This is a genomic window from Ruoffia tabacinasalis (genome assembly GCF_005864045.1).
Taxonomy (GTDB): domain Bacteria; phylum Bacillota; class Bacilli; order Lactobacillales; family Aerococcaceae; genus Ruoffia; species Ruoffia tabacinasalis.
Genome location: NZ_VBSP01000003.1, coordinates 31,510 through 47,391, shown reverse-complemented (window position 1 = coordinate 47,391; position 15,882 = coordinate 31,510). Strand labels below are relative to the sequence as shown.

11 protein-coding genes and 1 pseudogene are annotated in these 15,882 nt (G+C 35.9%); all 12 read right to left on the bottom strand.

Annotated features, from left to right (window positions below; translation table 11 throughout):
* Positions 1-8: 8 nt before the first annotated feature.
* The 12 genes and pseudogenes from msrB to FEZ33_RS01845 all read right to left on the bottom strand — a co-directional run bounded on the left by msrB (position 9) and on the right by FEZ33_RS01845 (position 15,874).
* Complete coding sequence (gene msrB / locus FEZ33_RS01900; protein WP_138403699.1) at positions 9-449, bottom strand: peptide-methionine (R)-S-oxide reductase MsrB; 441 nt, start codon at positions 447-449, stop codon at positions 9-11.
* Complete coding sequence (mutL, locus tag FEZ33_RS01895) at positions 446-2,380, bottom strand: DNA mismatch repair endonuclease MutL (RefSeq protein WP_138403698.1); 1,935 nt, start codon at positions 2,378-2,380, stop codon at positions 446-448. Before mutL ends, msrB begins: the two co-directional genes overlap by 4 nt.
* 21 nt (positions 2,381-2,401) lie before the next feature.
* On the bottom strand, positions 2,402-4,978 hold the full coding sequence (mutS, locus tag FEZ33_RS01890) for a DNA mismatch repair protein MutS (RefSeq protein WP_138403697.1): 2,577 nt from the start codon (positions 4,976-4,978) through the stop codon (positions 2,402-2,404).
* Positions 4,979-4,988: 10 nt separating this feature from the next.
* Entirely contained in the window at positions 4,989-5,771 is a 783-nt protein-coding gene (locus tag FEZ33_RS01885) for a TIGR00282 family metallophosphoesterase (protein ID WP_138403696.1), read from the bottom strand.
* Positions 5,772-5,954: 183 nt separating this feature from the next.
* Entirely contained in the window at positions 5,955-7,514 is a 1,560-nt protein-coding gene (gene rny / locus FEZ33_RS01880) for a ribonuclease Y (protein WP_138403695.1), read from the bottom strand.
* Positions 7,515-7,897: 383 nt separating this feature from the next.
* The gene (gene recA / locus FEZ33_RS01875) at positions 7,898-8,965 is read right to left on the bottom strand and encodes a recombinase RecA (RefSeq protein ID WP_138403694.1); all 1,068 of its coding nucleotides are present in this window, start codon (positions 8,963-8,965) and stop codon (positions 7,898-7,900) included.
* Positions 8,966-9,045: 80 nt separating this feature from the next.
* Positions 9,046-10,302, bottom strand: a complete 1,257-nt coding sequence (locus FEZ33_RS01870) for a competence/damage-inducible protein A (protein WP_138403693.1) — start codon at positions 10,300-10,302, stop codon at positions 9,046-9,048.
* Positions 10,303-10,457: 155 nt separating this feature from the next.
* Positions 10,458-11,039 (bottom strand): CDP-diacylglycerol--glycerol-3-phosphate 3-phosphatidyltransferase, encoded by a 582-nt coding sequence (gene pgsA / locus FEZ33_RS01865; RefSeq protein ID WP_138403740.1) that lies wholly within the window; start codon positions 11,037-11,039, stop codon positions 10,458-10,460.
* 841 nt (positions 11,040-11,880) lie between these two features.
* Positions 11,881-12,088: pseudogene (locus FEZ33_RS13040) on the bottom strand (helix-turn-helix domain-containing protein); the annotation flags it as partial.
* A gap of 188 nt (positions 12,089-12,276) precedes the next feature.
* The gene (locus tag FEZ33_RS01855) at positions 12,277-13,230 is read right to left on the bottom strand and encodes an ABC transporter permease (protein WP_138403691.1); all 954 of its coding nucleotides are present in this window, start codon (positions 13,228-13,230) and stop codon (positions 12,277-12,279) included.
* Entirely contained in the window at positions 13,230-14,291 is a 1,062-nt protein-coding gene (locus FEZ33_RS01850; protein WP_138403739.1) for an ABC transporter permease, read from the bottom strand. Before FEZ33_RS01850 ends, FEZ33_RS01855 begins: the two co-directional genes overlap by 1 nt.
* A gap of 23 nt (positions 14,292-14,314) precedes the next feature.
* Positions 14,315-15,874 carry an ABC transporter ATP-binding protein gene (locus FEZ33_RS01845; RefSeq protein ID WP_138403690.1) on the bottom strand — a complete coding sequence of 520 codons (1,560 nt, stop codon included), beginning with the start codon at positions 15,872-15,874 and terminating at the stop codon, positions 14,315-14,317.
* Positions 15,875-15,882 lie beyond the last annotated feature (8 nt).

Below are 15,882 nucleotides of genomic sequence, written 5' to 3'. Positions count from 1 at the left end.
ACTCACTCCTATTTTACATATTTAAGATATTCGCTATATCCTTTTTCTACCATCTCTTCTTCAGGAATAAGTCTTAATGCCGCTGAGTTTATGCAGTAGCGCAGGCCACCCAATTCCTCAATCCCATCTGGAAATACATGACCTAAATGTGAATCGGCATCGGAACTGCGGATTTCAGTACGTTTACGGTTCAAGCTGAAATCATCGTGTTCAGTAACAAATGATTCTTCAATTGGCTGTGAAAATGATGGCCAACCACAACCCGCATCATACTTATCTGAACTTGAGAATAACGGTTTTCCACTGACAATATCGACATATATACCTTTTTCATAGAAATCATCATATTCTCCAGTAAATGGTCGTTCCGTTGCGCTGTCTTGTGTCACCTTGTATTGTAATTCATCTAATTTATTAATGTTTTCATTGTATTTTTCTGCTTTACTCATCTAAATACCCCTCTCTCGTGTGTATCTTGGATTCGTTTGAATAGTTTCTCTAAAGTGTTTTGATCAAATTCGACAAACACTGGGCGTCCATGTGGACAATGATATGGATCTTCTAATCCATCCAGTCCATGAATTAAAGCAATCGCTTGTTTATCATCTAAATAATGATTCGCTTTAATCGCGCCTCGACAACTTTGCATAATAATTGACCGTTCTTTTAATTCTTGAACTGTCAAATCCGGTTGCTTATTCAATAGTTCTACTAAATCCGTTACTAATCCTTCGACCTCTTCATAATACAACCAATCCGGATAACTTTCCAACTTGTAGCTTGTAGGACCCATGAGTTCTAAATAAAGTCCTAATTTTTCAAATTGTTCTTCCAGTTCGCTAATTATCTCCATTTCACTTGTCGTAAAATTTATAATAATTGGCATAAGTAGCTGTTGTTGAATTGAAACATCGACTTCTTCGTTCATTAAGTCTTCATAACGGATACGTTCTTGGGCCGCATGTTGGTCAATTAAATAAAATCCTGTCTCATTTTCTGCAATTAAATAAGTTCCATGAATTTGACCGACATATCTTAAACTGTAAAAATCTAAGGAATATCGTTTGCTTTCTTCTACAGGCTGCTTATTTGTTGTCGAAGGATCGAAGTCAGTCGTTTGAATTGTTTCGTTCGTTGGTTCGCTTCGCTGATAGTTAACTTCAGTCGGTTCTCCAATGGAGCTACTTCGATTTGAGCCATTATTATTGAGTGCATTTTGCAATTGCTCTTTATAATCTGTCAGTTTCGCTTCGGGCTCTGTATCTTGACCCCTGTTTGGTTCGTTATTTGTTGATAATGTTTTTTGCGTAAAGTTAAACTGAACTGGATCATAATTTGTATTGTTTCTATTCACATTGGGCAAATCACTTTCTTCTAAAGAAGGGATTGGATTGACTACATCTAACGTTCTGTGCACCGCTTGTGTAATTAACTCACTTAATTCATCTTCCTTACTTAAGCGCACCGTTTGCTTAGTTGGATGAACATTTACATCGACCAGTCTTGGATCGAGTTGAATGCGAATAATGCCGATGGGGTAACGTCCAATCATCAATTGTCTACCATAAGCTTTGATTAATACTTCATCTAACATATAACTCTTCACTGAACGACCGTTAATAATCCAATGGATATATTGTTTGCTCGTACGAGTTAAAGTAGGTTTAGAAATGAAACCATTGATCGAGAAATCATCCGATTCGCTTTGGATTGGAATTAAATCTCTTGCTAATGCAGGTTGATACACACTCGCAATCACTTGTTGAAGATTATCGTTTCCATGACTGGCGAAAATCTCCTGACCATTGTGAGTCAGTTTAAACCGAATGTTAGGATAAGCTAAAGCAATATTTTGGATGAATTTTAAGGAATGACTTAATTCTGTCTTGATCGTCTTTAAATGTTTAAGTCGCGCAGGTGTATTATAGAATAAACTATTCACTTCCACCGTTGTACCGATCTTCGCTTGAGTCAATCCTTCTTCAATGATCTTAGACCCTTCTATCTCAATAAAATGCCTACTATCGTCATCTTCTGTCATTGACTCGACACGAACTTTACTTACAGAACCAATACTTGCTAGAGCTTCTCCACGGAAACCTAAGGAATTGATATTGAATAAATCTGTTGTTTCGTAAATCTTACTTGTCGCATGTGCCATAAACGCCATAGGTAAATCTTCGGCAATAATCCCTTTACCGTTATCGCTCACTTTAATTTGTTGAATACCTGCTTCGATTAATTCAACAATAATTTGTGTACTTTCTGCATCGATAGCATTTTCCACTAATTCTTTTACTACTGAGGCAGGTCGTTCAACGACTTCCCCAGCAGCAATTTGATTCGCTAAAAAGTCTGGCATTTGCTTGATAATTCCCACAATATCACCTCCAAATAAATACTATAGTTCTTGATGCCATTCATAAAGTTTTTGCATCGCTTCAATGGGTGTCATTTGATTAATATTCAACGAACGTAAATCATCCATAATAGATTGAATATTATCTGGTACCTTTTCTTGTACTAATTCAACTTCTCGCTCAGCGAATAAATCTAATTGGACTGCCCCAGATTCACGTAAGTTTTTCGCATTGGATTCAAGTTCAACTAAAATTTCTTGACTCTCTTCTAAGACGCTCTCTGGTAAGCCAGCTAGTTTAGCTACGTGGATACCGTAACTTTTATCTGCCGGTCCATCCAGCACTTTATGTAAGAAAATTAAATTTCCTTCGTATTCTTGCGCGCCAACGTGAATATTTTTTACTTCATCAATCGACTTATCTAATTCAGTCAGTTCATGATAGTGAGTTGAGAATATAGTCAGTGCTTTAACGTTTTTTGCGATGTATTTAATAATCGCTTCAGCTAAAGCCATCCCATCAAAGGTCGCTGTTCCACGTCCTATCTCATCAAATAATAGTAAACTATTCTCTGTCGCTTCTTCTAAAGCCACATTCGTCTCCATCATCTCAACCATGAACGTACTTTGACCACTTGTTGTATCATCTGAACTTCCAATACGTGTAAAGATTTTGTCTACGATTGGTAGTTTTGCTCGTTTAGCCGGAACAAAACAACCGATTTGGTTTAAAATAATACAAAATGCAATTTGGCGCATAAATGTACTTTTACCAGACATGTTAGGCCCAGTCAGTAAGAATAAAGATCGATCATCATCTGCCGATAACGAATTAGGTACAAAATTGGCTTTCCCAATTAAACTTTCGACAACTGGATGCCGTGAGTCTTCTAATTCAATTCTTTTAGCTTCATGGGTTAATTCCGCTCGCACATAGTCTTCGGACTCACTAATATTAGCAAAGTTGACTAAGACATCGAGTGTAGCTACTTCATGAGCAAGTTCTTGTAAGCCGCTCACATATTTGGCTACGTGTTCTCTCAGTGCAATAAATAAATCATACTCTAAAGACGTTGATTTCTCTTGGGCTCCGAGAATAGTTGCTTCAATTTCTTTCAGTTCTTCAGTAATATAACGCTCGGCATTTGTCAGCGTTTGTTTACGAATATAGCGGTCATCATTAAAGTTCGCTGCTTGGAGGCGACTAATTTCAATATAATAGCCAAATACTTTATTGTAACCCACTTTTAACGTTTTAAGACCTGTCTGCTCGCGCTCTCTCTTTTGTAGCTCTGAGAGCCATTTTTGGCCGTTTTCCAAGGCGTCTCTATATGTATCTAATTGTTCATTGACCTTGTCTTTTATAATATTTCCTTCAGTGATTGAAATGGGAGGATCATCCACTAATACTGAATCGACGTATTCTAATAATGGTTTATATTCATCTAATAATTTAAAAGGCGTACTATTGACATCATGAGCTAAATGATTGTTAATGACTTCTAATATTTTGTTGATTCTAGGAATACCTTGTAATGAATTACGTAATTGATTTAAATCACGTGCAGTTGCATTCCCTAAACTAATCTTTGTTACAAGTCGTTCTAAATCATAGATTTGGCTCAAACTGTCCATTAAGTCTACACGTTCAAAATAAAAGCCCATTAAGTTTTCAACTTTTTGATGTCGATCAGTTAAATCGTTCATATCAAGCAAGGGCTTATCTAACCATTGATGTAATTTCCGGCCGCCCATGGCTGTTTTAGTTTTGTCAATTAAGTCGAGTAACGAACCTTTTTTCTTTTGAGAACGTAATGAGCGGGTCAATTCTAATTGTGACTTCGCATAATAGTTCATTTGCATATAAGAACTGAGTTCGTAACGCTCAACTTCTTTTATATGATCTAAATTAGTAATATAAATACTCTCTAAATAGCCATAAAGCATATTTAAGTTCATTAATTCGTCATTTGTTGGATCAGCTATCTTCCATGAATTTGTTATTTCATGGTTACTTTCGAATAAAGTAAAGAAACTACCTAGATGTTGTTTTAATTTGTCTAATAATTCGGCATCGATTTTTGAATCTACGATCACTTCTGAAGGATTAATTCCTTTGACTTCGTTTACTAATTGATTCCAGATGGTCGTTTTTGTTAAATACAATTCCCCCGTTGAGATATCAATATAGCTTAAATAATAGCCTTTATCACCGATATGGATACATGCAAGATAATTGTTCTCTTTTGTTGGTATCGCATCATCTTCAAGAATGGTTCCAGGTGTGACTACTCGAACAACTTCTCTTTTGACCATACCTTTTGCTTGTTTAGGGTCTTCCATTTGTTCACAGATCGCGACTTTATAACCGGCTTCAATTAAGCGTTTTATATACTCTGTTGAAGAATGATAAGGAACCCCACACATAGGTATCGGATTATCAGCATTTTTATTTCTGGATGTTAAAGTGATTTCTAATATTTTCGATGCTTGGATTGCGTCCTCATGAAATAACTCATAAAAATCACCTAACCGATAAAATAAAAACGCATCCGGATAACTTTCTTTAATCTTTAAATATTGTTCCATCATTGGCGTTTGTTTCGTCTTTTTTGCCATTTACATCTTCCTATCTAATTTGCTGATATATTGTTTTAATTGATTTTGCTAACCCTGTTGATGGATTGATATCGATGACAACTGCACTAATAACTGCTTCATTCGAAATCTCTTGTTCTAATCGTGTTGGCAATTGGCTTGTAAAACGTCGAATGGAATCTTCTTTACGGAAACCAAGCACGCTATTTAAAGCACCTGTCATGCCGACATCTGATATATAAGCTGTCCCTTGTGGAAGGACTCTGCCATCATTTGTTTGAACATGTGTATGCGTTCCGACAAGTGCAGAAATTTGTCCATCAAATAAAAAGCCCATCGCTTGTTTTTCACTCGTTGTTTCACCATGAAAATCAATAAAAATATGGTTTGTTCTTTTCTTAACCGTTTCGATTAACGGCTTCAAGTAATTAAATGCATCGAGTGAGGGTTTCATAAATACATTCCCTATGACATTAATGATAGCCAATTCCTTATCATTCACTCTAACATAGTGAACACCTTTACCTGGTGTTCCTTCTGGCATATTGACCGGGCGCACTAAACACTTTGCGTCCGAAATGAATTCGTAAATATTTCGATTATCAAATGCGTGATTTCCTAGTGTAATCGCATCTACTCCAGATGACATTAGCCATTTATAAAGTGTTTCTGTAATTCCATGTCCGTCTGCAATGTTTTCACCATTTGCAATCGTAACTTGTGGTTTGTGTTCTTGTTTCAGTTGAGTTAAATATTTTTTTATTGCCTCTTGCCCACTTACTCCAACAATGTCGCCTATAAATAAAATTTTCATGCGAGTCCTCTTTCCAGTTAATCTTACCTAGTATCATATCAATATTTCCATGTAAAATAAAGCCGACAGTATTATCCGACTTCTTCTGATTATTGCTTTATATTTATCGTTTTTAGCTTTTAAAAATACATTAATACCAAAAAAAATAAACTACGAGCATTAACGCTCGTAGTTTTAACTCAATTATTTGGCATATTCGACAGATCTTGTTTCGCGAATTACCGTTACTTTAATGTTTCCTGGATAATTCATCTCAGACTCGACACGTTTTCGAATGTCATGAGCCACCTTAGCCGCTTGTGCGTCATTGATTTTGTCTGGTCTAACTGCTACTCTGACTTCTCGTCCAGCTTGAATTGCATAAGCATGAGAGACACCATCAAAACTTGTTGAAATTTCTTCCAATTGTTCAAGTCGACGTATATAATTCTCAAGTGATTCACTTCTAGCACCAGGTCTTGCTGCAGAAAATGCATCTGCTAAAGCAACTAACACTGATATCATTGAAGTTGGTTGAGTATCTCCATGATGGGAAGCAATTGCGTTAATAATAACGTCTGATTCTTTATAACGTTTTGCAATCTCTGTCCCAATCTCAACGTGTGTACCTTCGATTTCATTATCTAATGCTTTACCTAAATCATGTAGTAAACCAGCTCGTTTAGCTACGACAACGTCTTCACCTAATTCACCCGCCATATAGCTCGTTAATTTAGCTACTTCGATTGAATGTTTTAGGACGTTTTGACCATAACTAGTTCGATAAGCTAGTCGACCAATGATTTTAATCAAGTCTGGATGCAGTGAATGAATGCCTAATTCAAATGTAGCTTCTTCACCGACTTCTCGAATTTTTTCATCAACTTCTTTTCTAGCTCTTTCAACCATCTCTTCAATACGAGCAGGATGAATTCGTCCATCTTGGATTAATTTTTCTAAAGCAATTTTTGCAATTTGGCGTCGGATTGGATCAAATCCACTTAATACGACAGTATCTGGTGTATCATCAATAATTAAATCGATACCAGTTAAGCTTTCGAATGTTCGAATATTTCTACCTTCTCTACCTATAATACGACCTTTCATATCGTCGTTAGGTAATTGAACAACACTCACTGAATTGTCTGTGACAATATCGGTTGATGTTCTTTGAATTGCTTGTAGTATAATATTCTTCGCATTACGGTCTGCTTCGTCTTTAGCTTGTTGCTCTGCATCACGAACCATTATTGCTATGTCTTGAGTTAAACCATCTTTTGTTTCGTCAATAATTAACTCTCTTGCATCGTCTCGAGACAATGCTGCGACACGTTCTAATTCATCTTTTTGTTGTTGAATTATTTCATTCACTCTTGCTTCTTTATCAGTAACACTTTGTAGTCGTTTGTTCAAATCATCTTCTTTAGATTCAATATTTAATTCTCTTTTGTCTAAATTATTACCTTTTTGATCTAAATTTTCTTCTTTTTGAATTAAACGATTCTCGGATCTACTGACTTCATTGCGACGCTCTTTTAATTCCGCCTCAATCTCATTACGGTACTTTAGATTTTCTTCCTTCGCTTCGAATAGCGCTTCTCGTTTAAGATTTTGAGCTTGTTTAATTGCATCGTCAACAATGACTTCAGCATTTGCTTTCGCACCCTCAATACGTTTATTGTCTGACACTTTTTTGATTAAAAAGCCGATTATAATTCCAACTATTAAAGCAACGATCGCGAAGGCGATTGACATAAAGTCCATATGAGTCACCTCCTGATCTATGTAATTTTAAAGTATTCATTTTAGTGTTAAAATTAAGTAAAATAAATAGTGTGCAACCACACATACTATCATATGACTATTTTGTCAATTAGTCAATCAATCACAATTATAAAATATAGATATTTTCAAATTATTTTCTAATAGAAATCTCGGAGTAGGTGCTCAGGCCTATGAATGCTTAACTTTGAAGCTACCTGATGTAAATCGCTTACTATATTTTTTAGTTTATAAAATATTATTTAATTATTTTTCCTCGGAACTATCTAAGGGGATTATTCTTATGATTAAATTAAAGACCAGCCAGCCTGCTATAAAGTATAACAGGCTAACTGGTCTAAATTATTGAAATTAATTATCTATTATTATTCTTCGCTATCTAAAGGTAATTCAGTGCTTTCTTCTACTTTTTCTTCGTTAGCTTTTTCTTCTTTAACTTCTTTTGGTGTGAAGTAGTGCTCACGCACTTGAGCTTCAACAACTTCTAGAATATCTGGATTCTCTTCTAAGAATGTTTTCGCATTCTCTCGTCCTTGTCCGATTCGCTCTTCACCATAAGAATACCAAGAACCTGCTTTTTTAATGATTTCTAAATCAGCAGCAATATCAACGAGTTCTCCAATTTTAGAAATCCCTTTACCATAGATAATATCTACCATTGCTTCTTTAAATGGAGGGGCTACTTTATTCTTAACTACTTTAATACGCGTTCTATTCCCTACAAAGTTTCCGCTATCTTTAATTGATTCCGCACGTCTGACTTCTAAACGAACTGATGAATAGAATTTAAGTGCACGTCCACCAGGCGTTGTTTCAGGGTTTCCGAACATAACACCCACTTTTTCACGAATTTGGTTAATGAAAAAGGCAATTGTTTTTGTTTTACTAATTGAACCGGATAATTTTCTCAATGCTTGAGACATTAAACGAGCTTGAAGACCAATATGAGTATCACCCATCTCACCTTCAATTTCAGCTCTTGGAACTAATGCTGCAACAGAGTCAATAACAACGATATCAATGGCTCCAGATGATACTAATGCATCCGCAATTTCTAAGGCTTGCTCCCCTGTATCTGGTTGAGAAAGTAATAATTCCTCTACATCGACACCTAAATTTGCTGCGTAATCTGGATCTAATGCATGCTCAGCATCAATGAAGGCAGCTAAGCCTCCATTTTTTTGAACTTCTGCAATAGCATGTAGTGCAACTGTTGTCTTACCAGATGATTCTGGTCCGTAACATTCAATTATACGTCCTCTTGGGTATCCACCGACACCTAAGGCAATATCTAATTGTAAAGATCCAGTTGGTACAGTTGAAATACGTGTATCCGTACGATCTCCGAGGCGCATAATTGCACCTTTACCAAAGTTTTTTTCAATTCCCTTTAATGCTAAGTCTAGCGCTTTTCTTCTATCTTTATCTACCATTACTTGTGCCTCCATTTCATTTCTATTACATTGTAGCTTTACTTTTATCGTTTTGCAAGCAAAAAAAACGAACATATGTTCTATTTATTTAAAAATTCTTTTACTAAGTTTAAAACTTCAAACTCTGCCACTTCTCTTACAACATTTCTAGGTTTATTTGAGATGTTTAATTCTGCTACTTGGACTGGATGATTTTTTGCTGCTAAAGCAACAAAGACCTTGCCTAGTGGATGGCCATCTAAAGATTTCGGTCCGGCTACACCAGTTAAAGAAATAGCTAAATCACTTCCTGTTAAACTTAACGTTCTTTCAGCCATTTCTTTAGCCACCTCAGCACTAACAACTGTATGTTCTTTTATAATACTTTCCGGTATTCCAAGCATTTTGACTTTTTGTTCTGTTTGATAAGTGACGAACCCACCAACAATAACATCCCCAGCACCAGGTGTGTTCGTTAACTTTTCTAGGACTAATCCACCCGTTAAACTTTCTGCTGCCGATAATGTTTTGTTATGTTTTCTTAATTCGTCGACAATGAATTTTTCAAAAGTTTGCTCAGACCCATAACCAATAAAATTCTTCGTAAAGCGTTGACGAATTTGTTCAGCTAATTCATCTAAAACATCTTCGGACTCTTCATAGGTTTCAGAATTATATGTTAAACGAACCGTAACACGTTTAGGTTTAGCGTAAATAGCTATCGTTGGGTTTGTTTGAGTTTCAATTAAATCACTCAGTTTATCTGCAACGAAAGATTCCCCTACGCTATATAAATTAATGTATTTAGAGCTAATAACACCTTGCTTAGCCATCACACTTCTAATAAACGGTTTGACATGTTCATTTAGCATATGCTTCATCTCAAATGGAGGGCCAGGTAAAACGACGTAATATATCGTTTTATTATCTTTTTCTTTCGTGTAGATTAACCCAGCTGCTAGTCCTACATCGTTAAGAATTGTTTCTCCGCCTTTAATCGTTAAAGCTTGTCTATAATTATTCTTTGTCATCTCACGATTTTGATCTTTGAAATAAGTTTCGACTCTCTCGAGTTGCTTCTTGTCGTGATATAATTCCTCACCTAAAAATTCAGCCAAAACATGCTTTGTAATATCGTCTTCCGTTGGCCCTAAACCTCCAGAAAGAAAAATTAAATCAGATCTAGAAGATGCAATCTCTAAAGCTTCATTTATCCTGTCACTATTATCTCCGACAACAGATTGATAATACGTCCCAATTCCAATATCTAGTAATTCTTGTGCGATATCACTCGCATTCGTATTCACTATGTATCCCATTAATAATTCAGTACCTACAGCTATAATTTCTGCCTTCAAAAAAACTCCCCCTATATATATATACAAGAAAAATGGTCAATTCCATTAATTTATTTTAAAAATAAAACAATTTACCCCAGATAAGATTATCATGAAGTAAATTGTTCTAAAAATAATATGCTGTTGTTTATTTAAAACGAATTAGTTTTTAAAATTTATTGCGTGTCAGCAAAGACATGTCGACCTTTATAAAAATACTCTGCTCCAGAATATACCGTAAATATTAAACAAACGTAAATTAAAATGGTCGAAATAGGGATATTGAATAACGCAAAACCAATATCGTCAAATAAGTAGAATATTATCGCAAACATTTGAGTAAATGTTTTAATTTTTCCTGGCCATGCGGCAGCCATTACTTTACCGCTTTGAGTTGCAAGTAATACTCGCAATCCAGTAACTAGTAGTTCGCGACTTACAATAATCACGACTACCCAACCTGGAACTGTATTTGCTTGAACAAGCATAATTAAAGCAGCAATAACTAATAGTTTATCTGCCATAGGATCAAAAAACTCTCCAAATGATGTAATTAAATTGTGTTTTCTAGCTAAGTAGCCATCTAAATAATCAGTAATACTGGCAATTGTAAATACTAAACCAGCGATAAATTGAAAGACTGGAATACTCGCTCCCAATACATCAATATTGCCATATTGATTTGGTATATACATTAAAATGATGAACACAGGAATTAAAAACATTCTTGCTACGGTCAGTTTGTTAGCAATATTCATTAGCATGATTATTCAACTCCCTCCGTACCATCTTCTGGTGCTAATACAGCGGGTCCTTGAAAGTCTTCTTCAGAAGTAGCTGCATCTTCTTCTGGTATATCTAACTCGATTGTATCCTCTTCAGTTTCCGTATCAGCTTCTTCACTCTCTTCCGCTGCTGTAAAGATCATCGTCTCTGTTAAGTATTGTCCTTGAGGCTCAATTAACGTACCATTAACTGATAAATTAGCTCCCTCAGGATATCCGAAGGAAATTCTAACTTCTTGAGTACCTGGAGTAACAGTATGTTCTAACACTTCATCTTCAACAATGGTTGTATCTTGTACAATCACACCGTCTTCAAATACACCAACCCACACAAAGTTATTTCCTTCAAACTCAAAAGTATACTCTGAGAACGGTGCATTCAATTCATAAGTCGTAGCCTCACCAGGTTGTGAAGTTAATGTTAATACTTGATCTCCAACCATTATATCGTTCTCTCCAAGTGTTGGCTCTTCAGTAGTGCTTTCAGATTCAGCTCCTGATTCTGTTGCTAGCTCATCTTGTTCAACTGATTCCGGTTCAACAACACTCACAATACTTGTCGACGTCTCACTTGATACTGATTCTGCCGGCTGATCACTTTGACCGATACTATTAATCGCAAAGACTAAAGCAATCATTATTCCAATTACAATGGCTACTAGTAAGATGACCGGTAAATAAGCAACGACCGCATCAAAAGAATTATTTTCATTAGTAACATAACGTTCTGCACGACTCGGAATTTTATCGCCTTCCACATCTTCAGAATCGTTTGAATTGTCAGAACTTGAAGACAATTCATCCTCATATTCAATTAATAACTCATCACCATCTAAGCCAACCATATCAGCGTACTGCTTAATAAATGCTCGCACATAAAAACTGCCAGGCATTTCATCGTAATTACCCAATTCAATGGCTTGTAAATATTTTTTTTGAATTTTTGTCATTTGTTGTAATGTATTTAGGGTGTAACCTTTTTCTACACGCGCTTCGCGTAATTTAGTTCCCAATTCGCTCATAAAACAGACTCCTCTTTGTATCTAAATCTATACTCTTGTATTATAGCATAGAATTTAAAGTTAGTAATCTCTAATGTAAAGTATTTTGTCATGTTTTAATCTTATAAATTTAAGACATATATATCATAGAATTGCTTTTGATAATGCAAAAAAACGGCACTACAAATGTAGGCCGCTTTTTATAAGTATTATTTAGATTTAATATAAGTTTTACCATTAGCAGCTGGACCAGATGCTTTACCTACAAAGCTCACAAGTACAATAATTGTAATAATGTAAGGTGCGATTTGTAAGTATACTGGATCGATTGATTCAATGAATGGTATTTGAGAACCAACCACTGATAAACTTTGAGCAAAACCAAAGAATATCGCAGCTAACATAGCTCCTACTGGATTCCATTTACCAAAAATCATTGCCGCCATCGCCATAAACCCTTGTCCTGCAATAGTAGAAACAGAGAAGTTTAATGAAATTGATTGAGATAATACCGCTCCCCCAATTCCACCGAATACACCTGAAAGTAGTACACCAGCGTATTTCATTGCGTAAACATTAATTCCCATTGTATCTGCTGCTTGAGGATTCTCACCAACCGCTCGGATTCTTAATCCAAAGCGAGTTCTCGCTAAGAAGAACCAACAGATAAAGGCAACAATAATACCTACATAAGCTGGTAAAGAAGTTGATTGGAAGAAAATACGTCCAATAACAGGGATATCACTTAAAAGTGGGAAATTAAAATACCCAAATGATTCGCGAATAATGTCTGTTTGTCCTCTTTGTTCAAATAAAACTCGTGTTAAGAACACAGCTAAAGCTGGAGCAGCTAAGTTAACAACTGTACCTGAAATAATATGATCTGCTCTTAAATTTACTGTTGCTAAAGCATGGACTGCAGCAATGAATACACCCGCAAGGGCTCCAACCAATAAACCAAGCCAAGGAGTCCAAGATCCAAATGTTTCAGCATAAAATAGGTTGAAAACTACGGAACTGAAAGCTCCCATCACCATAATACCTTCCAAACCAACGTTTACAATACCACTTCGTTCAGAAAATACTCCACCGATCGCCGTAAATATTAACGGGGCTGAGTATACTAATGTAGATGATACAATTAATGCTAATAAATTGACCATTACTCATCTCCTCCTTGTACAATCACTTCTGTATTACTTAATTTAGATTTCTCACGACGATCCATAAAATAAGTAATAACATAGTTAGCACCTACGAAGAAGATAATTGCCGCCGTTGCAATATCAACAATTTCAGAAGGAACCCCTGCCATAAGTGGCATAATCGTTCCACCTGTTTTTAACCCACCAAATAAAAGACTTGCAAAGATAATTCCGATTGGATTCAGACCACCTAATAATGCTACAGCAAGTCCATCAAAACCAATGGCTGGAGCAACACCGTTCGTTAAGAAGACGTTTCTAAACTCGCCTAAGCCGTTCATAACTCCACCTAATCCAGCTAATCCTCCAGATAATAACATTGCTAAAATAATATTACGTTTCGCATTCATACCTGCGTAATTCGCAGCATGCTTATTGAAACCAACGGATCTCAACTCGAAACCAACGGTTGTTCTTTGAAGTAAAATTGATACAAGAACTGCAAAGATTAAGGCTAAGAAAATACCACCATGAATCGTTGACCCGTTTGTTAAATCAGTTAACCATTGCAAGCGTAATGATGCATTCTCCCCAACGAAAGGCGTTGCATCTGCGCGATCAGTGATTACGTTACGAATAATATGATCAGAAATATAAATGGCTACATAGTTTAACATAATTGTTACGATAACTTCACTGGTATCAAAGAATGCTTTTAAAACTCCGGCAATTCCAGCCCATAAAGCACCAGCAATCGTTCCACCAAGTATTGCAAGCGGTAAGACAAGCCAACCTGGTGAATCAGGTAATGATATACCAATCCATACTGATACTAACCAACCTGCTAAGGCTTGACCAGCTAAACCAATATTAAAGAATCCAGCCGTATAAGCTACCGCAAAACCTAAACCAGTAAAGATTAAGGGAGTTGCTGCACGAATTGTTTGTCCAATATTAAATGGATTTCCTAATGCTCCTGTAAGTAAAGCTTTATAACCTTCAATTGGATTATAACCAAAAACCAACATAATAATTGCACCAAAGACAAGTCCAATAACGATTGATAGTAATGGGACCATAATTTGTCTAATATTTGACTTCACTATACAACACTTCCTTCCTGACGAGCCGCTTCAATTTCTGAAAATGGTGTTCCCGCCATCATCAATCCTAACTCACGTTCATTTGTTTCATGTGTTGGAATGTCCGCAACAATCTTTCCATCAAACATGACTAGAACTCTATCAGTTACATTTAATATCTCATCAAGTTCGAAACTCATTAATAGAACACCTTTATCTTTATCACGTTCGTTAATTAATTCTTTATGAATAAATTCAATCGCTCCCACATCTAATCCACGGGTTGGGTTTGCTGCAATTAAGAATTTAGGATCACTATCTATTTCTCTAGCAATAATCGCTTTCTGTTGATTACCTCCAGATAGTGATCTAGCAAAAGCTTTCTCAGAAGTTGTTCTTACATCGTAAGTTTCAATTAATTTTCTCGCTTGTTGTTCAATTTTACTAAAATGTAATAATCCATTACTTGAATAAGGTTTCGCGTAATAGTTTTTTAATACCATATTACTTTCTAATTGCATATCTAGAATTAAACCATACTTATGACGGTCTTCTGGAATATGTGCAATGCCACTTTCATTCACATCTCTCGGTGAAAGGCTTGTAATATCTTCCCCTTCGAAGAGAATTTGACCTGACTCAACTGGCATTAATCCTGTCATTGCAAGAATTAATTCTGATTGACCATTCCCATCAATCCCCGCAATACCAACAATTTCACCTTTGCGAACATTAAATGAGAGATCCTCAACCGCTTTTATACCGCGTTCATCCAATACATTAAGTGATTTGATATCTATAATAGTATCCGATGGATTTGCAGGTGTTTTTTCAGTAGTAAATGACACCGCACGACCAACCATCATATCAGCTAACTCATTAGATGTTGTTGTTGCTACATCAACGGTATCAATTGATTGACCACGACGAATAACAGTACAGCGATCGGCAACTTGTTTAATTTCATCTAACTTATGTGTGATGATAATAATTGACTTACCTTCTTCTGCTAATTTACGCAATGTTATCATTAAATCTGTCACTTCTTGAGGCGTTAGTGACGCAGTCGGCTCATCAAAAATCAAAATGTCTGCCCCACGATAAAGCACTTTAAGAATCTCAACACGCTGTTGCATTCCTACACTAATAGATGAAATACGAGCTGAAGGATCGACACTCAAACCATATTGTTGAGAAATTTCTTCGATTTTTTTCTGAGCTGTTCCTTTATCAATTGTTAGACCTGAGACAGGTTCTTCACCCAATATAATGTTTTCAACGACCATAAAAGCATCAATCAACATAAAATGTTGGTGAACCATCCCGATTCCAAGTTGGTTGGCTTTGGTTGGAGAATCAATTTGAACAACTTCTCCTCCCATGTAAATATCACCTGATGTAGGTTCTAATAAACCAGAGAGAATATTCATTAATGTTGATTTTCCTGCTCCGTTCTCCCCTAATAAGGCATGAATTTCACCTTTTTTCAACTGTAAATTGATATTTTTGTTCGCGTAGAACTCACCAAATTTTTTGGAAATGTCACGCATCTCAATTACAGGTACATTTGTATCTGTCATAATTGCTC

What these genes read in the sequence shown, in the direction of transcription:
- FEZ33_RS01885 (WP_138403696.1), bottom strand. Translation starts at nt 5,771, where the DNA reads ATGAAAATTTTATTTATAGGCGACATTGTTGGAGTAAGTGGGCAAGAG.
- rny (WP_138403695.1), bottom strand. Translation starts at nt 7,514, where the DNA reads ATGGACTTTATGTCAATCGCCTTCGCGATCGTTGCTTTAATAGTTGGA.
- pgsA (WP_138403740.1), bottom strand. Translation starts at nt 11,039, where the DNA reads ATGAATATTGCTAACAAACTGACCGTAGCAAGAATGTTTTTAATTCCT.
- FEZ33_RS01845 (WP_138403690.1), bottom strand. Translation starts at nt 15,874, where the DNA reads ATGACAGATACAAATGTACCTGTAATTGAGATGCGTGACATTTCCAAA.
- FEZ33_RS01850 (WP_138403739.1), bottom strand. Translation starts at nt 14,291, where the DNA reads ATGGTCCCATTACTATCAATCGTTATTGGACTTGTCTTTGGTGCAATT.
- FEZ33_RS01855 (WP_138403691.1), bottom strand. Translation starts at nt 13,230, where the DNA reads ATGGTCAATTTATTAGCATTAATTGTATCATCTACATTAGTATACTCA.
- recA (WP_138403694.1), bottom strand. Translation starts at nt 8,965, where the DNA reads ATGGTAGATAAAGATAGAAGAAAAGCGCTAGACTTAGCATTAAAGGGA.
- msrB (WP_138403699.1), bottom strand. Translation starts at nt 449, where the DNA reads ATGAGTAAAGCAGAAAAATACAATGAAAACATTAATAAATTAGATGAA.
- mutS (WP_138403697.1), bottom strand. Translation starts at nt 4,978, where the DNA reads ATGGCAAAAAAGACGAAACAAACGCCAATGATGGAACAATATTTAAAG.